At 36.9% G+C, this 20867-nt stretch carries 15 protein-coding genes; 6 read left to right on the top strand and 9 right to left on the bottom strand.

What is annotated here, in order from left to right; translation table 11 throughout:
* Nucleotides 1–4: 4 nt before the first annotated feature.
* Together NDQ75_RS11300 and NDQ75_RS11295 are read left to right on the top strand one after the other, a co-directional pair.
* Nucleotides 5–922 (top strand): PorP/SprF family type IX secretion system membrane protein, encoded by a 918-nt coding sequence (locus tag NDQ75_RS11300; RefSeq protein ID WP_202027586.1) that lies wholly within the window; start codon nucleotides 5–7, stop codon nucleotides 920–922.
* A 2-nt stretch (nucleotides 923–924) separates the two neighbouring features.
* Entirely contained in the window at nucleotides 925–2865 is a 1941-nt protein-coding gene (locus NDQ75_RS11295; protein WP_202027585.1) for an OmpA family protein, read from the top strand.
* 63 nt (nucleotides 2866–2928) lie between these two features.
* On the opposite strand, the gene NDQ75_RS11290 is transcribed toward NDQ75_RS11295, so the two are convergent.
* Entirely contained in the window at nucleotides 2929–3306 is a 378-nt protein-coding gene (locus NDQ75_RS11290; protein ID WP_202027584.1) for a hypothetical protein, read from the bottom strand.
* Between the two features lie 11 nt (nucleotides 3307–3317).
* A complete protein-coding gene (locus NDQ75_RS11285) occupies nucleotides 3318–4079 on the bottom strand; it encodes a DUF3108 domain-containing protein (RefSeq protein WP_202027583.1) in 762 nt (253 codons plus the stop codon).
* Nucleotides 4080–4434: 355 nt separating this feature from the next.
* Between NDQ75_RS11285 and NDQ75_RS11280 the strand changes: the two genes are divergently transcribed.
* Both NDQ75_RS11280 and tamL read left to right on the top strand, forming a co-directional pair.
* Nucleotides 4435–9522 carry a translocation/assembly module TamB domain-containing protein gene (locus NDQ75_RS11280; RefSeq protein ID WP_202027582.1) on the top strand — a complete coding sequence of 1696 codons (5088 nt, stop codon included), beginning with the start codon at nucleotides 4435–4437 and terminating at the stop codon, nucleotides 9520–9522.
* Between the two features lie 3 nt (nucleotides 9523–9525).
* Entirely contained in the window at nucleotides 9526–11823 is a 2298-nt protein-coding gene (tamL, locus tag NDQ75_RS11275; RefSeq protein ID WP_202027581.1) for a translocation and assembly module lipoprotein TamL, read from the top strand.
* Between the two features lie 6 nt (nucleotides 11824–11829).
* Here tamL and NDQ75_RS11270 read toward each other — a convergent pair whose 3' ends face one another.
* The 5 genes from NDQ75_RS11270 to fumC all read right to left on the bottom strand — a co-directional run bounded on the left by NDQ75_RS11270 (nucleotide 11830) and on the right by fumC (nucleotide 16682).
* Complete coding sequence (locus NDQ75_RS11270; RefSeq protein ID WP_202027580.1) at nucleotides 11830–12321, bottom strand: DUF4252 domain-containing protein; 492 nt, start codon at nucleotides 12319–12321, stop codon at nucleotides 11830–11832.
* A 32-nt stretch (nucleotides 12322–12353) separates the two neighbouring features.
* Nucleotides 12354–13046, bottom strand: a complete 693-nt coding sequence (locus NDQ75_RS11265) for an RluA family pseudouridine synthase (RefSeq protein ID WP_202027579.1) — start codon at nucleotides 13044–13046, stop codon at nucleotides 12354–12356.
* Between the two features lie 158 nt (nucleotides 13047–13204).
* The gene (gene panB / locus NDQ75_RS11260) at nucleotides 13205–14023 is read right to left on the bottom strand and encodes a 3-methyl-2-oxobutanoate hydroxymethyltransferase (RefSeq protein ID WP_202027578.1); all 819 of its coding nucleotides are present in this window, start codon (nucleotides 14021–14023) and stop codon (nucleotides 13205–13207) included.
* A gap of 623 nt (nucleotides 14024–14646) precedes the next feature.
* Nucleotides 14647–15123, bottom strand: coding sequence for a PH domain-containing protein (locus NDQ75_RS11255; protein WP_202027577.1), 477 nt, complete (start codon nucleotides 15121–15123; stop codon nucleotides 14647–14649).
* 161 nt (nucleotides 15124–15284) lie between these two features.
* Entirely contained in the window at nucleotides 15285–16682 is a 1398-nt protein-coding gene (gene fumC / locus NDQ75_RS11250; protein WP_202027576.1) for a class II fumarate hydratase, read from the bottom strand.
* A 502-nt stretch (nucleotides 16683–17184) separates the two neighbouring features.
* On the opposite strand from fumC, the gene NDQ75_RS11245 reads away from it, so the two are divergent.
* The gene (locus NDQ75_RS11245) at nucleotides 17185–17358 is read left to right on the top strand and encodes a hypothetical protein (protein WP_202027575.1); all 174 of its coding nucleotides are present in this window, start codon (nucleotides 17185–17187) and stop codon (nucleotides 17356–17358) included.
* A gap of 165 nt (nucleotides 17359–17523) precedes the next feature.
* Here NDQ75_RS11245 and NDQ75_RS11240 read toward each other — a convergent pair whose 3' ends face one another.
* A complete protein-coding gene (locus NDQ75_RS11240; protein WP_202027574.1) occupies nucleotides 17524–18021 on the bottom strand; it encodes a gluconokinase in 498 nt (165 codons plus the stop codon).
* A 110-nt stretch (nucleotides 18022–18131) separates the two neighbouring features.
* Nucleotides 18132–18653: a hypothetical protein gene (locus NDQ75_RS11235; protein WP_202027573.1), complete on the bottom strand. Its 522-nt coding sequence runs from the start codon at nucleotides 18651–18653 to the stop codon at nucleotides 18132–18134.
* Nucleotides 18654–18861: 208 nt separating this feature from the next.
* On the opposite strand from NDQ75_RS11235, the gene dnaK reads away from it, so the two are divergent.
* Complete coding sequence (dnaK, locus tag NDQ75_RS11230) at nucleotides 18862–20778, top strand: molecular chaperone DnaK (protein WP_202027572.1); 1917 nt, start codon at nucleotides 18862–18864, stop codon at nucleotides 20776–20778.
* Nucleotides 20779–20867: the final 89 nt, after the last annotated feature.

Raw genomic sequence — 20867 nt, 5'->3', positions numbered from 1 at the left:
TGGAATGAAAGTAAATTGTAAATATATAGTATTTGTGGTGGCTTTGTTGGGAAGTACGTTTTTGTATGCGCAGCAATATCCACAATATACGCAGTATATGTATAATACAATGAGTATTAATCCTGGGTATACGGGGTCGCGGGGACATATGTCTATTGTAGGGCTCTACCGAACGCAATGGGTAGGTTTAGACGGTGCTCCAGAAACCCAAACCTTGGGAATAGATACGCCTGTTGGTAAAAATGTCGGACTCGGACTTAATGTAGTGCACGATGCCTTAGGGCCTACCAATGAAACCTATTTGGATGGAAATTTTTCTTACACCGTTCGTCTAGACGGAAAAGATGAATTGCTGTCTTTTGGACTAAAAGCGGGGGGGCGTTTTTTCGATGCCGATTTTAGCAAAGGAATTTTTAAAGATCCTGACGTTGCTTTCCAAGGGGATATCAATAAATTCTATCCAACAATTGGTGCGGGAGTTTATTATCATAACAGCAAGGGATATTTGGGAGTATCGGTACCAAACTTTTTTGCTGAAGATCACTACGACGATGTGGAAGAAGAAATTGGCGTAGAGCGGGTTCATTTCTATTTTATTGGGGGTAAGGTTTTTGACTTGAGTTACAATGTGAAATTTAAACCAGCCTTTATTGTAAAATATGTGCCAGCCGCGCCTGTTATCACCGATTTATCGGCAAACTTTATGTTCTACGACCGTTTCACATTGGGAGCAGCCTATCGTTGGGGTGACTCATTTAGCGGTTTGATAGGTTTGCAAATTACCGATGGAATTGGTTTGGGATATGCTTATGATGCAACAACCACGAATTTGAGAAATTATAGTTCCGGTACGCATGAAATTTATGTGCGGTTCGAATTTAAATCGAACAAGGAGAAATTAAAATCACCAAGATTCTTTTAAATATGAAGTATTATAAAAACATAGGGTTAATTATATTTTTATGTGCAAGCGTTTTGGTGAATGCGCAAACAAAAGATAGAGCGTCCGATAAAAACTTCAATCGGTTTTGGTACAAAAAGGCAGCCGCACAGTATGAAAATGCAGTTAAAAATGGCGATACTTCCAAGGAAACTTTAATGAAGCTGGGAGATGCCTATTATTTTAATTCCGATATGGAAAAGGCAGCTCATTGGTACGGAGAACTTTTTTCAAAATATGAAAATGAACTTTCTTCGGAATATGCTTTTCGTTATATCCAAACTCTTGAGGCCAATGAAGATTATGTCCTTGCAAAAGGAATTATGAAAATTTATACTGAAAAATTGAAAGATTCCGGTTTCAACGTCGATCAGTTAAAGGATAACGACAAGCTAATTGACGCCTTGAAAAATATGCAACCCCAATTTTATGTTACTCCGTTATCCATCAATACCCAGTTTTCCGACTTTGGAGCGGTGCGTTATGGAAATAAAGTGGTTTTTGCCTCTGCAAGGGACTCAAGCATTGTCACTACGAGAAAATATCATTGGAACGACCAGCCTTTTTTAAATTTATTTCTTGCTGATACAGTTGTCGGAGGGAACGATTTGCGGAACGTAACGTCTTTTTCAAAACACCTCAATAGCAAATACCACGAAGCGAGTGTGGCGTTTACAAGGGGTCTAGACACTGTCTATTTTACTCGGAATAATTATTTACACGACGGATTGAAAAGAGCTCAAGACGGCGCTAATAATTTAAAAATTTATCGGGCTACACTGTCAGGAACCAATAGATGGGAGAATATCATCGAACTACCTTTTAACAGCGATGAATATTCGGTAGGGCACCCCTGTTTAAGTCCGGATGGGAAAAAGCTTTATTTTACTTCTGATATGCCTGGAACTATTGGCGGTTCGGATATTTACGTCGTGGATGTACTTGCCAATGGTGAATTCTCTACTCCTCAAAATTTGGGTAAAAATATAAATACGAGTGGAAGGGAAATGTTTCCTTTTGTTAGTAAAGACAAAATCTATTTTTCTACCGACGGACATTTAGGTTATGGCGGTTTGGATGTTTTCGAAGCTTTTTGGGAAGATGGTGAATATTCTAAGCCTCAAAATTTAGGTAGACCTTTGAATAGCAGCATGGACGACTTTGCGTATTCTGTTAATGAGATTACCCGCCAGGGATATGTGTCATCCAACAGACCTGGAGGAGCTGGAGACGACGATATTTATTCCTTTCAGCGAATGGAAGTGGTATGTAATCAAACGGTCCAAGGAGTGGTTACCAATGTTGATAATAATCAGCCGGAACCGAATGTTTCTATAAAATTAATGGACGCTGGAAGCGTAATTGACAGTACAATGAGCAACGCAGAGGGAGTTTATCATTTTGATATTCCTTTAAATTGTGAACATTCTTACATAGTGATGGCATCCAAAGAAAGTTTTGATTCTACTGAAAAAACCTTTGCTACCAATGCCGAACCAGGATTTGTAAATGAAGTTCCGTTGGAAATAGACCATCATTTGATTGTAAACGATGGCGGGCAATTAAAAATAAAACTGGATCCTATTTATTTTGATTTTGACAAGTCGGATATCACTTTGCAAGCCTCCAATGAATTGGATAAGGCTGTTTATTTAATGAAGCAATACCCGAAAATGGTGATAAAAATTGAATCCCATACCGACTCCCGTGGAAATGATGTTTACAATGAAAAGTTATCGGACAGACGAGCTAAATCCACAAGAGATTATATTGTTTCCCAAGGAGTTGAAGCCCAACGTATAGAAAGTGCAATAGGATATGGCGAATCGCGATTATTAAACCATTGTTCCAACGGTGTTGAATGTACAGAAGAGGAGCACGACATTAACCGACGGTCGGATTTTATAATTGTAAAGATGAAATAAAAAAAGTCTGGCATCCAAAAGCGATTAGGATGCCAGACTTTTTAATTTAAACTTTTAGGAGCTTTAATTAATACTGTCTAATTCTTCTTCAATTTCAATATCTTCTTCTAGTCCCTCCAGCTCCGATTCAATTTCCTCCAACTCTTCAACCGCTTCTTCTTGAGATTCTTCAAGGCGCTGCTCGTATTGGGTATCTTCTACAACTTCTTCTTCAGATAAAAAACCTTTTGCAACAACGGCAATCAAACAAACAACAGCAATTCCTAAAAGGATATTTGATACGATTGGATTTTGACCTTTCGCGAATTTAAACTTTAAAATTAAAACAAAAATTAGAGTTAGACCAATAGGTAAGAGTGCAATTGTGCCTAATGGTAAAACGGTAAAAATTATGCCTAGGATGGCAGTAATGATGGATAAAATAATTAATGTAATTCTCATGATTGATTGGGTTATAATCCGCTTGCGGAAGTTAATTTTAATTGTCCGGTACCTACTGGAATATTGAATTTCATTTGCGCAGGTATTTTCTTGTTGTCTGCAGTTAACCAGATAAGGTTTTCATCTTTACCACGCAGTGCATCGGTTTTGGCCGAAATGGATAATTTGTAACAGCTTTTTTTGCCCAAAGGACCTGCATCCACAGTTTCCTTTGTCATATATTTAACCTTAACGGGGTACTCTTTGTTATCAAATAAGATGGTGACGTTCTTTGATTCTCCAGCTTTCATGTTTTCAAAATTTAAATTTCTCAATTGATAAATTGTGGAAACAATATCACTCGTATTCGCACCAATGGAAATCGTGCGGGTTTGGTCTTTAATTTTCTTTTTATTCAAAACACTTTTTACAGTTCCTTTGGAGTAACTAAAAGTGTATTTAATTTGTTTTTTGTAGCCGCCTTCGTCAATATCCCTTTTATAAAGCAACGGTTTTAAGTTTTTTGGGTTCACATATGATTCGTAAACATCACGTATTCTAAAATACGAATCCCATTTACTAAAGGTAACGGCTTTACAGCGTAAATTAAGAAGGGTAGATTTGGAAGTTTTTACTTCGGAAGTTTCCATAGTAACCTGTGCAATATTGGTTAGAAGTCCGCTCATATTATACGAAGCGGTATACACCAATTTCTCGTTTGGTTTTATGGTGGTATTTTCCTGGGCAATTGAAAGCACGCTAAATAGTAGCAGGCCGAAAACTATTCTTTTCATAAAGTATTAGTTGATTTATAGGTAAGAACATGTTGGATTTTAAAAAAAATTAAAAGGAATTGAAACAACCAAAATTTTGGTTGTTTTTCATTTGGAAGCTAATGAATTCTTTTGCCATTCTTAAGTTTTTACGTCTAATAAAGATTGCACAAATCACTTTGTAAAAGCTTTTTTATGAAGTGTTTATCAACTTACTTGGACGGCGCTAATTAACAAAAAAAGTAAATACAAAAATCAGCTTCATTTTAAATTTTTTAAATTCTCATTACAGACAAGATATTTCCCGAAATTGTATAAGAAAGTTCTCTCAAGCACGTATATTTGTTATTAACTCTTGAAAAAGAGAAGATAATGTATGCCAAAAAAACAATACTTCATAAAGTCTAGATTTGTAAGGATTTTACTTAAAATTCTTGCCAGTTTATTGTTATTGTTTGTTATTTTGGTTTTACTCATTCGTAGTCCATGGGGGCAGAATATTATTGTTGGCAAGGCCGTAGATTATCTCTCCAATAAAATAGGCACAGAAGTAGCTATTGATAAACTTTACCTCACTTTCTCCGGAAATTTATCAGCAGAAGGAATTTACATTGAAGATCAAAAAGGGGATACCTTAGTCTATTCGAAGCGATTGGAAGCTTTTGTTGCTTTATTGCCGTTGATTCGGGGAAATGAAATTAACATCAATTACATAGATTGGGAAGGCCTAAAAGCTACCGTAACCCGTGATACATTGGGAAAATTCAATTTTGATTACATTGTGGATGCCTTTGCCGCTGCGGATACTACACAGGTGGACACCACTTCGGGGAGTATGAAATTCAATCTGGAAAAAATAAAGCTTCAAGATATACGACTTATCTACGACGATAAAATTACCGGTATCGATTTGGAAACCCAGCTCGGGGAAATATATACAAACATTGATGTTTTCGATTTAGATAGTTTACGGTTTGAAGTGGACTACTTTGATTTTAATGACGGCATTATCAATTATACCCAACGGAAACCTTTTAAAGAAGAAGTAGATACTACGACTAGCTCAACACTTCCAACTTTACGCTTGGAAGATGTCAATTTCAACAATGTACAAGCTAATTATTCAGTTGTTGAAGACCAGCTTTCTTTAGAACTTTCGTTAGATGAATTGGTAATCAATCTCCCTAATTTAGACTTGCAATCACAGGAAATTGAATTGGATAAGTTTGAATTGAATAACTCTTCAATCGTTTATAGAAGTGAGCAAGAACCTATGCAAAGTGCCACTGATAGTTTGCAGCCCAAAACCCCTACGAAATTTTCATGGCCGGATTGGAAATTGAATGTAGGTGAAATTGCTATGGAAAATAATGAAGTGATTTACCAAGCAGGCACTTCATTTGAAAATAATACTGAGTTTAACCCGAATAACATTCAATTAAAGCAATTGAATTTGTTTTTAAACGATTTTCAGTATGCACCAGAAGTTGCAAAGGGTACTTTAAAGGAGCTTTCTTTTATAGAAAATGGTAATTTTCAGTTAAGCGAACTTCATTTTGAATTGGATGTAAATGATAATCAACTTTCCTTAGCTGATTTCCGTGCAGAAACGGGACGTAGCCGTCTAGCTGGTGATGCGAGCATGCAATTTTCTTCCGTAGAAACGTTTATCAATAATTTTGAAAAGACGGTTTTGAATGTTAATCTTCCCAGAGTTCAGTTTAATATTAAAGATGCTTTTTATTTTCAGAAGGCACTTTCAGAAAATGTTTACTTAGATTCTTTAGCGCAACAAAATATTAGCGGATCGCTGGCTTTAGCTGGAAGTTTGGATAGTTTGCGTATCGATAAAACCAACTTGAATTGGGGCAAAACCACGCGATTGGAATTACTTGGGAGTGTAACTTCTGCGGCCGATACCGACAGTATTTATTTTTATGTAGATACTTTGAAAATGAATACCTTACGGAAGGATATGCTTAAGTTTGTAAATGAAGATTCTTTAGGAATTTCACTACCAGACAGTATAAAACTTTCAGGAAGCTTGACAGGCGATTTTGCGCAAATTAAAACCAAAGCCTTGCTTGAAACATCCCAAGGAACGGTACGTTTAAATGGAACGTATAGTGATGTAAATCAGATTGCTTTTAATGCCAATTTGGGAGTAGAGCGGCTTCAATTGGGGAAAATTCTTAAGAATGATAAAATTGGAAGCCTTTCTTTTCGAATAAAAACTTCCGGAAAAGGAAACAGTATTAATACACTGAACGCGCAACTGACTTCGCAATTCGATTCTTTGGTGTACAGCGGTTATGATTTTTCTTCGCTCAAGCTCAATGGAAAAGTCCAAAATGGACAAGGAGATGTTAAATTGATTTTTAAGGATGATAATTTAGACATTGCTATGGACACCAAAATGGTGTTGGATTCCGTGAAATCAAGATTCAATGTTCTATTAAATGTAAAAGGCGCCGATCTTTACAAACTCGGCATTACCAACAGCGATGTTAGAACCGGATTTAAACTTCAAGCAGATTATTTAGGGGATCTTTCTAATTTCCAGTTGGATGGAAATATTAAAGATGGGGTTGTAGTTTTTAAAAATCAATCTTATAATGTTGGTAATTTTGACTTTTTCACCTCCATTGAAGAAGAGAATACAGAGATAAAGATAAACAGCATTATGCTGGATGCCAATTTGAAAGCGAACAGCAACCCTTCTGTACTTGCCAAAGCTTTGGAGAATCAGTTTTATAGATATTGGAAAGACACCACATTTGTTGATAGTAATGCCGTAAAAAGTCTCGCTTATACTCAAATGGATGTAAAAATAAAGCTACGTAAGACACCAGCTTTAAGCGAGGTATATTTCCCTAAAATAGAAGAAATGGATTCGCTGTCGGTAGTTTTAAACTTTAACGAACAGCAACAAACCATTAACGCCGATGTTTTTGTGCCTTTTCTACAATATAGTGGAAGTAGAATAGACAGTCTTTATTTAGATATCAATGGTTCTGAAAAAATAGTGGACTTCGATTTTGGCTGGCGCGGCATAAATTCCGATCCCATTGCCATCGGCAAAACAAATCTAACGGGGATTTTAAGGAACAAAAACTTGGAGTTGTCATTTAAGAGCGTTGATGAAGAGCAGACCATTGCCGAGATTAATTCTGAAATGATTTTCAAAAAAGACACCATTGAATACAGTATAAACCCAAATCGGTTAGTTTTAAATAAAAGAAATTGGAGTATTCCGGCATCCAATAAAATCAGGTATGCCAAAAAGTATGTATCGGTTCAAAATTTCGATTTAACCAATGGTGATCAGAAATTTAGCATTCTAAAATCGGAAAACGCAGACGGGGTTGCAAAAGTAGGCGCGAATTTCGAGAACTTCAAACTAAGTACTTTTCTCAGTATTTTAAATCCGCAAGAACCTCTTGTAAAGGGAACAATGAAAGGGAATTTAAACATAGAAGATCCTTTTGGAAATGCCGGTTTACAAGCCGATTTGGCTATAACGAATTTGCAAGTGGTGCAAGTGCCTTTAGGAACACTTTCACTGGATGCATCATCAGAAAATTACAGCGATTATACGTTCGACCTAGCTTTAAAGGAAGGCAACATAGACTTGGACCTAACAGGGAACTACATAGCCAAGCAAGAAGGCGCTCAATTGGACTTGGATTTGGCCATCAACGATTTAAAAATGAAAGCATTGGAAGGGTTTGTTCCAGAGCAAATTTCCAATACCAAAGGAAGCATAACGGGTTCTGCTAAATTAACGGGTACCACTACCGATCCTGTTTATGAAGGAAATTTGAATTTTGAAAATGTAGAAATGTTGGTTAACCAGTTAAACTCTACATTTTTTATAAATGATGAATCTCTGAGTTTTAACAACGACAGTTTCAATTTTGAAAGTTTTATTATCAAAGACAAAGACGGAAATGATTTTGCGTTGGAAGGGGAAATACTAACGGAAAATTTAATAAACCCGACTTTCGATTTAGGGTTGAAGGCAAACAATTTTCAAATCCTTAATTCAACAGCAGAAGATAATGAACTGTTTTACGGAAAAGTTAGTTTGAATACAGATATTACCATTACCGGAAATCTGGAAATACCAAAAATTACGGGTGATATAGCTATTAACGAAGGGTCAACGTTTACCGTGGTAGTTCCAGAATCTCAATTGGATATTAATGAAAGGGAAGGAGTGGTGTTATTTGTAAACCGCTCCAATGAAAACAGCATTCTTACAAGGCGGGAAGAATTACAGCCTTCCACGCAAGTACTTGAAAATTTCGATATTGAAACCAAAGTTTCCATTGGCAAAAAGTCGGTATTTAAAATTATTATTAACGAACGCACAGGAGACAATTTGCAAGTAGCGGGAACGGGGAATTTTGATTTTAAAATGGAACCTAACGGAAGAACTACTTTGTCGGGAATGTACGAGGTTAACGAAGGGCATTACGAAGCGAGTTTGTACAATATTGTAAATCGAAAATTTACCATTTCTGAAGGAAGTACCATCGTATGGAACGGCGATCCTTTGGATGCAGCGCTAGACATTCAGGCTATTTACAATGTTGAAACCTCCGCGGGGCCTTTAATGGTATCACAAGTGGGAAGCCAAAATCAGGATTTAAATTCGTACCGTAATAAATATCCTTTTATGGTATATTTAAATATTGATGGCGAGCTCTTAAGTCCGGAGCTTTCTTTTCAATTGGATATGCCAGAAGATGAGCAGGGAGCTGCTGGCGGAGAGATTTTTGGGTATGTTCAGCAATTGAATTCCCAAGAAGAAGAGCTTAACAAACAGGTTTTTTCATTGTTGGTATTAAATAGATTTTTTCCAGCTTCAGGAAGTGATGGAAGTGCGGGTGGACCGGCATCCATTGCGCGGGACAATATTAGCGATGTGCTTTCGGGACAGTTAAATGCATTCTCCGATAAACTTTTGGGCGATACAGGAATACAATTGGATTTTGGACTGGATAGCTATACAGACCCAAGTACAGCTTCGAATAGAACTGAACTCGACATCAACGCTACTAAAAGCTTGTTTAACGATCGTTTGGTGGTACAAGTAGGTAGTGAAGTAGATGTGCAGGGGAGTAGCCAGAATAGCACAGGAAATGCGCCAGTAATTGGAAATGTTGGGCTGGAATATTTAATTACAGAAGATGGCCGTTACCGATTGCGTGGTTACCGAAAAAATAAATTTGAAGGGGTTGTAGACGGTGAGATTATTGTTACGGGATTATCCCTTATTTTTAACAAAGAGTTCAATAAGTTTAAAGATCTTTGGAAGCGGCAGGTACAGGAAGAAATTGAAAAGAGTAAAGAGGATGAAAAAGAGCAACCTTCCGAAGAAGAAAATAAAACAGCAAAAAATAATAAAGAAAGCGTAAAGGAGGAAGAAGCTGAAGAAGAATTGGAAAAACAACCCTAACCCTTGAAAAAAAAGAAATTTTCATATAATTTATTATGGCTATTGCTAGCCTTTTTGGTATTCTATTCCTGTAGCGTAAAAAAATACATTCCCTCTGAGGAATCGCTTTATACGGGGGGCGATATAGAATTGGAAACAGAAACTAAAATCAAGGATAGGAAAGAAATTGAGGCTGAACTCAACAATTTGCTGAGGCCAGAGCCAAATTCGAAGTTCTTAGGAGTCCGATGGGGTTTACTCACGTATTACAAAAACCAAAAAGAAAAACCTGGATTCATAAATAAGTTTTTGTACAAACAGATTGGGGAAGAACCTGTTTACCTTTCTGATGTAGATGTTGTTAAAACAGAGGATTTAATTCAAAACCGACTTGAAAACAGGGGGTTTTTTAATAACATTGTCACTTCTTCCGTAGATCAAAAAAATAAGACAGCAACCACACAATATCAAGTTCAGGTGTCCACTCCTTATAAATTAAATGCTTTGAGTATCGATATGGATAGTTTGCCTATTTACGATTCCATTCAAAAGTCGATAGACCAAACATTGCTCGAGGCAGATACTCGTTTTGATTTGGCATTGTTCAAAGAGGAAAGACAACGAATTGACGATTATTTAAAGGCAAGGGGATATTATAATTTTAATGACGATTTTTTGATTTTTGAGGCAGATACAAATCAATACGATACCAAAAAGTTTGATTTGTATTTAAGAATGAAGCAGGAAACTCCACCAAAATCAAAAATACCTTACAAAATAAATTCAGTAGAAGTATATCCCAACTATTCAGTAACCGCGGATGAAACTGCTCAGGATACTACTATAATTAATGGTATTCAATATATTCAACACGGCAATTTCTTTAAACCGGAACGTCTTGATCCTTTTGTTTTGTTGGATTCTGGTCAATATTACAATCCACAAACTTCCAAATTTACCAGCAATAGATTGTCTAAAATTGGGGTTTACAAGTACACCACCATTCGGTATGACAAAGTAAAATCTTTTGAAGAAGGTGATAGTATTGGTCTCTTAGATGCTAAAATATTCTTGTCTCCTAAAAACAAACATTCTTTAAGAGCAGAGGTGCAAGCCAATTCTAAATCGAATAATTATGTGGGCCCCGCTTTGGCACTTACGTACACCAATAGGAATTTTTTCAAGGGTGGAGAGATTTTTAGTGTCTCGCCACGTTTTGGATATGAAAAACAGATAGCCGGAGGGAATAATAATGCCGGACTAACTAGTTTGCAGCTCGGACTTAAATCGGATTTAATTTTTCCAAGGATTTTATTCCCGTATAAATTCGATCTAGGCTTTCAATATGAGGTTCCCAAAACAAAAATAAGCGCGGGAATAGAATATTTAGACAGGGAAGAGTTTTATACTACAACTTCCATTCTGGCAAGTTTTGGTTACACTTGGAATGCCAATAGATATGTCTTTCATGAGCTCACGCCCTTTGGATTTAATTATAGTAGTCTTTCCAATGTTTCTGAAGAGTTTCAGGATATTTTAGATGGCAATCAATTTCTCGCACGAAGTTTTGAGCAACGTTTTATAGCCGGACTTTCTTACGGTTTTGTTTACAACGAAATTTCCGACGTAAGGAAGAAGAACCCCATATACTTTGCTACCAACTTCGAGATTGCTGGAAATGTTTTAGACCTTATCAGCGGAAAACCCAATGAGGAAGGGGTAAAAGAAATTATGGGGCTAGAATTTGCTCAATTTGTTCGCGGTGATGTTGATTTTAGGTATCAGCTGCACATAGATGATAAACAAATGCTGGTAGCCCGACTTTTCGGGGGAATTGGTATTGCCTACGGTAACTCTGAAAGCATGCCTTACGCAAAACAGTATTTTTCGGGGGGACCGTTTAGTGTGCGTGCTTTTAGAATTCGTTCTTTGGGACCAGGAACTTACGAACCCGGAGATGAAGACGGAGGAAACACCGAAGACGATAACAGTCAAAGCTACCTAGACCAAACGGGTGATATTCGTTTGGAAGCCAATTTAGAATATCGTTTTCCATTAGTTCCTTACGTAAAAGGAGCTTTGTTTGCAGATGCTGGAAACGTTTGGCTACGGAAAATAAACCCAGATATTCCGGGCGGGGAGTTTTCATCAGGATTTCTTAAAGAATTGGGGGTAGGCGTAGGAGCTGGTGTTCGTGTGGATATTCAAGGGTTTGTAATACGTATGGATTTGGCTGCACCCATACACAAGCCAAGCGAGAGACGTTACAATTTCGATTTAAGCAATCCTATTCTCAATTTTGCTTTTGGATATCCTTTCTAGCGCTTGTTAGTATTTATTATCCAAAATAGAGTTGAATTCTGTAAACGTATCATCTTCAGCCATTTTACGAATTTTACCAGCATCAAAATTTCCTTTTAGATAAAGCAGGGAGTTGTTGCTGCCATTGCTGTTGTGCAAAATAATTTGTTTAATGGTATTGCCTTGTTCTTTTACGGTAAGTAAACTTCGGTTTTCGTTATTGTTTTTTCTGAAAATATCCGAATAACCACTCTTTGTAATTTTGTCGATTTCGGTATTTATTTGCTGATTTTTAAGGGAAGAACTTGATGGAAGGTTCATATAGCGTATATCAGAAACATTTTTCATGACATCTTTTACTTCTGGGGATGCGCTCCCCAAAAGGGAATACATAAATTTTGGTACGCGAACAGCAGTAACGTTTGCATCATTTTTATGTCTATCGTAAAAACTTTCTACTGAACTTCCGCAGGAAATAAAAAGAAAGACAAGACCCAGAAAGAATATGCTTTTTGTCATGATACATGCTTTTCCTAAAGATAAGGAAAAAATCAAGAGCAAGCGTTCCAAAGGGAATCCTCGGGAGTGGGGGCTACAATAGACACGTTTTCTTTCTTAACAGGATGCTCAAAAGTAAGTTTTCTAGCATGCAGATGTATGCTGGCATCTTTGTTGCTCCTGTCGAAGCCATATTTTAAATCGCCTTTTATGGGGCAACCAATGGCAGCCAATTGCGAACGTATTTGGTGATGTCTACCGGTTTCCAAATCAATTTCCAATAAATAGAAATTATCCAGTTTCTTTATGGTCTTGTAGTGAAGAATCGCTTTTTTGCTATCGGGCACTTCGTTTTTATGCGCGTAGGATTTATTTTGTTTGGGGTTGCGTTTCATCCAGTGGGTCAACGTATCCTCTGGTTTGGGCGGCTGATTTTTCACCAATGCCCAATACGTTTTTTTTGCATCTTTTTGTTGAAAAAGTTTATTCAGTCGTGGCAAAGCTTTAGATGTTTTTGCAAACAGTACAATACCGCTGGTAGGCCTATCCAACCGATGCACCACCCCTAAATAAACATTCCCCGGTTTGTTGTATTTTTCTTTTAAATAGCTTTTTATTACTTCGGAAAGTGGCTTGTCTCCTGTTTTATCGCCTTGAACAATATCCCCGGCACGTTTGTTTACCACGATTATATGATTATCCTCGTAAAGTACCTGAAGGTTATTTTTTGTAGAATGTTCAGACATGGAAATTGGATTAACTTGCTAGCTACGATTTATATGCTTTAACAGTTATTTGAAATATTCTTTTTTTGATGACTACAAGCATCTCAATAAAAAGAAATAGAGCGTTTACCGTTCTTAATGTTTATACTTTTTCTTTTGAAATAAATTTTAGAAAAAGATTAATACTGCTCCTCCTCATTGGGGAAATCCTTGTTTTTTACATCTTCCACGTATTGAGAAATGGCGTTGGTCATCTCGTCATACAGGTTTAAATAGCGGCGTAAGAATCTAGGATGAAACTCATGCGTCATTCCTAGTAAGTCATGCAATACCAGCACTTGACCATCAACACCATTTCCTGCGCCAATACCAATTACAGGAATAGAAACCGATTCGGCTACTTCTTTTGCCAAGGTAGCTGGGATTTTCTCCAAAACGATGGCAAAACAACCTGCACGCTCTAAAAATTTAGCATCTTCTTTAAGTTTGTTGGCTTCCTCTTCTTCTTTGGCGCGAACGGTATAGGTTCCAAACTTATAAATAGATTGTGGTGTGAGTCCGAGATGGCCCATTACAGGAATTCCCGCGTTTAAAATACGTTTTATAGATTCTTTAATTTCTCTACCGCCTTCCAGCTTTACGGCATGGGCACCGCTTTCCTTCATAATTCTAATGGCAGAACGCAGCGCTTCTTTTGGGTCGGATTGATAACTACCAAACGGTAAATCTACCACCACCAAAGCACGGTTAATGGCCCTTATTACCGAAGAAGCATGGTAAATCATTTGGTCTAGGGTAATAGGTAGCGTAGTTTCGTGGCCCGCCATAACGTTACTGGCAGAATCCCCAACAAGAATAACATCGATACCAGCCCCATCAACAATTTTGGCCATGGAATAATCATATGCCGTCAACATAGAAATTTTCTCGTCGTGTTGTTTCATCTCCACGAGCGATTTAACGGTCACTCTTTTGTATTCTTTTTTTGCTACAGACATAGACTATGATTTTGGCGGTAAAATTACAGCTTTAAAGAGAAACTATCCAGTTATTATGAAGTTTTTCGAGAACGTATAATTTTTTAAACCGAGGCGATTCTTGAATTTCAAAAATCTGTTGTGTAATTGAAATAGCGCTCGGACGGTTAACGTGAAAATAATTTCAGCAACCTCTAAATATAGGTTATACAATGTATTTGGATACGTCCTATAACCCTAAATTATGGGTTGTACACGTATCTGGACACGTCTATAACCCCGAAATATAGGTTGTGCAACGTATCGGGAGGTGTATAAAATAGCGTCGGATACGTTCGTTAACATATCGATTGGTATTCCAAGCCCCGACGGACAGGTCTTGGAATGTTCTTTACACGTAAACAATGCCAAAATTTAGGTTAATCAACCTATTTTTAGGCGAAAATAAGCTAGAAATTGACGTTATATAACCCCAAGAACACGTTTCGTAACGTGCTTTTATACCAAATAAACGTCAAAATTTAGGTTCACCAACGTGTTAGGATGATTATTTAACCTCACTTTTAGTATTTCTAACGAGAAAGATGAACTGAACTTTACATGGAAATACACTCAAAACACAATTATCGATTGGCAATTCCCCATCATTCACACTCTACTTGCTTTAGCGCTTGACTGTATTTAAAATCGAGGCTGGTACTTTGTTGAAACACTTCTTTATCCCCTTTAAAAGTCATCTCTCCATAAGCTGGTACATAAGTTTTTCCATCTTTTAAGAAAATCACTTCCCTTACGGAAGTAGTGCCTTCTGATTTAAAAGTATAATCTGCTTTTAGAATTTCTCCGTTTATATCACCTTTTAAAGAACCGGTGCTATTGTCTTTTTCAAAGAATTTGTACGCCAAACTTCCCATTACCTCATCGTCCTGAATTTCAATTTTAAGCTCAATAGAATCCTTTCCTTGTACAAACAAGTAGCATTCCACCGTGGGAATATCCGCTAAAATATCTTCTTTGGAAGCTTGATTGATCTCAATAATATTATTTTCTTCGGATTTGCTTTCTTTTTTACATCCGTTCAATAAAAGAAGAAAAATGGCTAATAGTGCTGCTTTTTTCATTTTAAAAGTAGTAATGTTTTGAGAACGAAAATTACTAAAAAAAGCCGAAAGAAGTTACCTTCTCTCGGCTTTGCCAATTAGTGTATTTTGATTTTAAAAAGGATTTAAAAGTTGAAAAAAATAACAAATAAAAATCCTTTTCAATATGTGAACGGACAAATTTATTTAAGTCCGCCCACCATATCTTCGGGTTTCACCCATTCGTTAAATTCAGCATCTGTCACATAACCCAGCGCGATGGCAGCTTCTTTAAGAGTTGTGCCTTCTTCATGTGCTTTATTGGCAATTTCCGCAGCTTTGTAATAACCAATTTTAGTATTTAGAGCGGTAACCAGCATTAAAGAATTGTTTACCAATTCGTTAATACGTGAATGGTTAGGTTCAATTCCGCTAGCGCAATGTTCTTCGAAGCTTACACATGCATCGCCAATCAACCTAGCCGATTGCAATACATTGGCAGCCATCATTGGTTTAAAAACATTCAACTCGTAATGTCCCTGTGTTCCACCAACAGTAACGGCAACATCGTTCCCCATAACCTGCGCACAAACCATGGTTATTGCTTCACACTGTGTGGGGTTAACTTTTCCTGGCATAATAGAACTTCCAGGTTCGTTGGCAGGAATAATAAGTTCGCCAATACCACTTCTCGGTCCGGAAGCCATTAAACGTATATCGTTGGCAATTTTATTTAGAGAAACCGCCAATTGTTTTAACGCACCATGTGTTTCAACAAAAGCATCATGCGCTGCTAAAGCCTCAAACTTATTGTCAGCAGATTTAAAAGGGTGTTCAGTGAATTTCGCAATAAATTCAGCCACACGCTTTGCATAGCCCTTAGGCGTATTTAGGCCAGTACCAACAGCAGTTCCTCCCAAAGCAAGTTCCGAAAGGTGCTCAAGCGTATTGTTCAACGCTTTTAAACCATGGTCCAATTGAGAAACGTAACCAGAAAACTCTTGGCCAAGGGTTAGAGGAGTGGCGTCCATTAAATGTGTACGTCCAATTTTCACTACATTTTTAAACTCTTCCGATTTTTTCTTTAGTGTATTTCGAAGTTGAGTAACTCCAGGAATGGTATTTTCAACCACCATTTTGTAAGCGGCAATATGCATTCCGGTAGGGAAGGTATCGTTAGAGGATTGCGATTTGTTAACATCGTCGTTTGGCTGTAACGTTTTTTCGCCTTCACCAATCTTCTTACCTGCAATTTGATGCGCTCTGTTTGCAATTACCTCATTAACATTCATGTTACTTTGGGTTCCCGAGCCTGTTTGCCAAATCACTAATGGAAACTGGTCGTCATGCTCTCCAGCTAGAATTTCATCACATACTTTTGCAATAAGGTCTCTTTTGTCTATTGGCAAAACACCCAATTCACAATTGGTATAGGCAGCAGCTTTTTTAAGATAAGCAAAGCCATAAATTACCTCTAAAGGCATGGTGGCAGGCGCCCCAATTTTAAAGTTGTTTCTAGAACGTTCTGTTTGCGCTCCCCATAACTTATCTGAAGGAACTTGAACTTCCCCCATGGTATCTTTCTCTATTCTAAAATCCATAGTTCTTGTTGAATGATTTTTTACTGAACAAATTTACATATTTTGAAGTTATTTAAACTGTCAATAATAGTTTGTTTTGTAACGCTTTTAATTTATACCATTTACTCATCAATATTACTGGAATAAAATGTGTCTTTTTACTTTTATCTTCATCATGAAATAAAACCGTAGCTTAGGCTATGCTGTTATTTTCTTCTTCGCTAAAAGAAAAAATTATCCATTTTCTTTTACAGTAATATCAATTAATAAATGATATTACTTTGGAAATAGGCGGATTTATCGCAAATGGAGTACAGTTTAGAATAAGTCAATCCCTCATTGGGGGTTTAGTTTCTAGCGTTTTAAATTGAAATGGAGTAATTAATACTTTCTTTTCTATGTATACTGAAGTTTTCTGGTGTAATTGATTCTAGCGCTTCGGAAGAAATAAAATAGATATTATGGTATAAAAAATGAGAATTGTGTGTATCTTTGGTGCGAATTCAGAAAATTTCCGGAAACTATGTTTGAATTTGATCAATATCTTGGCTTTTTAGCAATTATGACCGTACTAACCATTGGATTTTGGTTAATGATATTTTTATTGACTTTTGTAATACCTTATTGGTTGGGAGGGTCTATCATCGAGCTCATCAAAGAAAAAAGAGCCGCTAAAAAAGCAGATCGAAACGAATAAAAAAAGAAGCCAACCGGCTTCTTTTTTTATTGGCACCACCAAAGGGTATGATATCCTGAGTCTTGCCTCGAAATTAAAATCTTTCTCTAAAAATGCTTCGTATGCCTAACTGACCGGCAAAGGCAGGCTTGCTCCGAGGTAGTTTGCTTAGAGTACTTTCAAACACTACAACTGCTCCATTATTTCCTGTACTATTTCCTCGGGAGAATCTGCAATATCAACTACAATGGCATGTTTTGGCGGTTGCAGGGTGTCAAACTGTGACTTCAGCAGGGAAAGTGGCATGAAATGAGCGCCACGATGCGCCAAACGTTTTTCTATAAGTTCAAAACTTCCCATGAGATACACAAATTCGATGTTTTTTTCAATTCCTTTTCTCAATAATTTCCGGTAAGAACCTTTTAGCGCAGAGCAGGCCACAATACAACTTTTTCCTGACTTTATTTTTTCAACACAAAACTGATTGATTTCTTCCAGCCAACCCAACCTATCTTTATCCGTTAGGGCATGTCCGGCTGCCATTTTTTTTATGTTTTTCTCAGGGTGAAAATCATCTCCATCGCTAAATGTAATTCCGGTCTTTTCAGAAAGGAGTTTTCCAATGGTCGTTTTTCCAGAACCAGAAACGCCCATGATGATGATAGCTTTTGGTTTGTTGAGCATATTGTTCAATTTTATCTAAAAATCTTTTAAATATAAACCTATTTCTGTGATTGAGACATAAAAAAAGCGACCGTAATTTTCGGTCGCTTAGATTTTATAGTTATTTAAAATTATTGCTGCTTGTAAACGCGTTTAACGGTTGATCCATCTTCTTTAGTTATTTCAACTATAAAGTTTTCTTCTTGGTCAAAATAGCCAATGCCGTCTCCGTGCTTCGTTTTTACAATATATTTATTGTCTGCTTTTTGGTAAGTAGTGGCGTTCAGCATGTGATCTTCAGAATTTATAGTGAACCCTTCGTTAAAAGGAATAAAATCACATCTGTTATCTTCACAAACGAAACTTGTTTTTCGGTCGATAATAACTTCTCTATCCCCGTCTACTACCATTTCTTTCTTAGTTACTTTTGTAGGCGCAGATGCTCTGTCTTGATTTAGACTATTCTTATCCGTTTCACTTAAATTTACATCCTGTTCTTTTTTTACGGTGACAGTCTCCTTTAATTCTTTTTCTCCCGTATTGGTTTTAACTTTAGTGGTTGTTGTAACCGTTTCTTCTAAAATTTCTTTGTTTTGAGCAAAACCTAAGGTGGTGCCCAATAATATAGCTGCAATTAAAACTAAATTTCTCATGTCGATTTTGTTTTAGATTATATATAAATATACGCTATATCCGCTTTGCAAGATGTTAACAGCCTACTAAGGAGTAATAATAATATGTTAACATATCAGGTTTTTGATTGGTTTATGACAGTTTGTCATTTTTAAATGCATGGCATAAAGATTGACTTTTACATACCGAATTTAAAAATGATTTTTTTAAAACTATAAAAATATAAACATGAGTAAGATTATTGGAATTGACTTAGGTACTACCAACTCTTGCGTTTCCGTAATGGAAGGTAACGAGCCTGTTGTAATACCTAATGCTGAAGGAAAAAGAACTACACCTTCTGTAATTGCTTTTGTTGAAGGCGGAGAAATAAAAGTAGGGGACCCTGCTAAGCGCCAAGCGGTAACCAACCCAAATAAAACTATTTATTCTATTAAACGTTTTATGGGGAACAAATTTTCTGAATCATCAAGAGAGGCAGAAAGAGTACCTTACAAAGTAGTTAAAGGAGATAACGACACACCAAGAGTAGATATTGACGGACGTTTGTACACACCTCAGGAATTATCTGCAATGATTCTTCAAAAAATGAAGAAAACTGCGGAAGATTACTTGGGTCAAGATGTAACGCAAGCTGTTATTACAGTTCCTGCTTATTTTAACGATTCTCAGCGTCAAGCTACAAAAGAGGCTGGTGAAATCGCAGGACTTAAAGTAGAAAGAATTATTAATGAGCCTACTGCTGCGGCATTGGCTTACGGGTTGGATAAGAAAGGTGACGACCAAAAAATTGTTGTATTCGATTTTGGTGGTGGTACGCATGACGTTTCTATTCTTGAACTTGGAGACGGTGTTTTTGAAGTATTGGCAACAGATGGTGATACACACTTAGGTGGAGATGATGTAGATGAAAAAATCATCAATTGGTTGGCTGAAGAGTTTAAGTCGGAAGAAGATATTGATCTAAGAAAAGATTCAATTGCTTTGCAACGTCTAAAAGAAGCTGCTGAAAAAGCGAAAATTGAATTGTCTTCTGCAAATCAAACTGAAATTAACTTGCCTTATGTTACTGCTACTGCTAGTGGACCAAAGCACTTGGTTAAAACATTAAGCAAGTCTAAATTCGAGCAACTAATTGCAGATTTAGTAGAAAGAACTATCAAACCGTGTGAGAAAGCATTGAAAAGTGCTGGACTTTCCAAAAGCGATATCGACGAGGTGATTTTGGTAGGTGGTTCTACAAGAATTCCTGCGGTTCAGGAAGCTGTTGAGAAATTCTTTGGTAAGAAGCCTTCTAAAGGAGTAAACCCAGACGAGGTAGTTGCTGTAGGTGCTGCTATTCAAGGTGGAGTATTAACGGGAGATGTAAAAGACGTTCTTCTATTAGACGTAACGCCACTTTCTTTAGGTATCGAAACTATGGGTGGAGTTATGACCAAATTGATTGAAGCAAATACAACCATTCCTTCTAAAAAGTCTCAGGTATTCTCTACGGCTGCAGATAATCAGCCTTCTGTAGAAATCCACGTACTTCAAGGGGAAAGACCAATGGCTGCGGATAACAAGACAATTGGACGTTTTCACTTAGATGGAATTCCACCAGCGCAAAGAGGAGTGCCACAAATTGAAGTAACTTTTGACATTGATGCGAACGGTATTATAAACGTTTCAGCAAAAGATAAAGGAACCAATAAAGAGCAGAACATTCGTATTGAAGCTTCTTCTGGATTAACCGAGGAGGAAATCGAAAAGATGAAGAAAGAAGCAGAAGCAAATGCTGATGCGGATAAAAAAGCCAAAGAAAAAGTGGATAAGCTTAACGAAGCGGATGCCATGATTTTCCAAACTGAAAAGCAGTTGAAGGAATTTGGTGATAAACTTTCTGATGATAAGAAAAAGCCTATTGAAGATGCTTTAGAAGAATTGAAAAAAGCATACGAATCTAAAGATGTTGATACCATTCAGCCTGCTTTAGATAAAATCAACGAGGCTTGGAAAGTTGCTTCAGAAGAAATGTACAAGGCTCAGGCAGAAGCACAGCAAAATGGTGCTCCCGGAGCAGATGCTCAAGGTGATGCCAATGCACAGGGCAATGCTAAAGAAGGAGACGATGTACAAGATGTAGATTTTGAAGAAGTGAAGTAATTCACTCATTATCATAAACAAAAAAATCCCGAAAATTAATTTTCGGGATTTTTTTTTACTGTAATTAAAGATTAGCGTTTGTTTTTTAA

The sequence above is a fragment of the Galbibacter mesophilus genome (assembly GCF_023721415.1).
GTDB classification, from domain to species: Bacteria; Bacteroidota; Bacteroidia; order Flavobacteriales; family Flavobacteriaceae; genus Galbibacter; species Galbibacter mesophilus.
The sequence above is the reverse complement of the archived record's forward strand: the minus strand, read 5'-3'. Positions and strand labels throughout refer to the sequence as shown.

What these genes read in the sequence shown, in the direction of transcription:
- fumC (WP_202027576.1), bottom strand. Translation starts at nt 16,682, where the DNA reads ATGGATTTTAGAATAGAGAAAGATACCATGGGGGAAGTTCAAGTTCCT.
- NDQ75_RS11245 (WP_202027575.1), top strand. Translation starts at nt 17,185, where the DNA reads ATGTTTGAATTTGATCAATATCTTGGCTTTTTAGCAATTATGACCGTA.
- NDQ75_RS11240 (WP_202027574.1), bottom strand. Translation starts at nt 18,021, where the DNA reads ATGCTCAACAAACCAAAAGCTATCATCATCATGGGCGTTTCTGGTTCT.
- NDQ75_RS11280 (WP_202027582.1), top strand. Translation starts at nt 4,435, where the DNA reads ATGCCAAAAAAACAATACTTCATAAAGTCTAGATTTGTAAGGATTTTA.
- dnaK (WP_202027572.1), top strand. Translation starts at nt 18,862, where the DNA reads ATGAGTAAGATTATTGGAATTGACTTAGGTACTACCAACTCTTGCGTT.
- NDQ75_RS11255 (WP_202027577.1), bottom strand. Translation starts at nt 15,123, where the DNA reads ATGAAAAAAGCAGCACTATTAGCCATTTTTCTTCTTTTATTGAACGGA.
- NDQ75_RS11300 (WP_202027586.1), top strand. Translation starts at nt 5, where the DNA reads ATGAAAGTAAATTGTAAATATATAGTATTTGTGGTGGCTTTGTTGGGA.
- NDQ75_RS11295 (WP_202027585.1), top strand. Translation starts at nt 925, where the DNA reads ATGAAGTATTATAAAAACATAGGGTTAATTATATTTTTATGTGCAAGC.
- panB (WP_202027578.1), bottom strand. Translation starts at nt 14,023, where the DNA reads ATGTCTGTAGCAAAAAAAGAATACAAAAGAGTGACCGTTAAATCGCTC.
- NDQ75_RS11285 (WP_202027583.1), bottom strand. Translation starts at nt 4,079, where the DNA reads ATGAAAAGAATAGTTTTCGGCCTGCTACTATTTAGCGTGCTTTCAATT.
- NDQ75_RS11270 (WP_202027580.1), bottom strand. Translation starts at nt 12,321, where the DNA reads ATGACAAAAAGCATATTCTTTCTGGGTCTTGTCTTTCTTTTTATTTCC.
- NDQ75_RS11235 (WP_202027573.1), bottom strand. Translation starts at nt 18,653, where the DNA reads ATGAGAAATTTAGTTTTAATTGCAGCTATATTATTGGGCACCACCTTA.
- NDQ75_RS11290 (WP_202027584.1), bottom strand. Translation starts at nt 3,306, where the DNA reads ATGAGAATTACATTAATTATTTTATCCATCATTACTGCCATCCTAGGC.
- NDQ75_RS11265 (WP_202027579.1), bottom strand. Translation starts at nt 13,046, where the DNA reads ATGTCTGAACATTCTACAAAAAATAACCTTCAGGTACTTTACGAGGAT.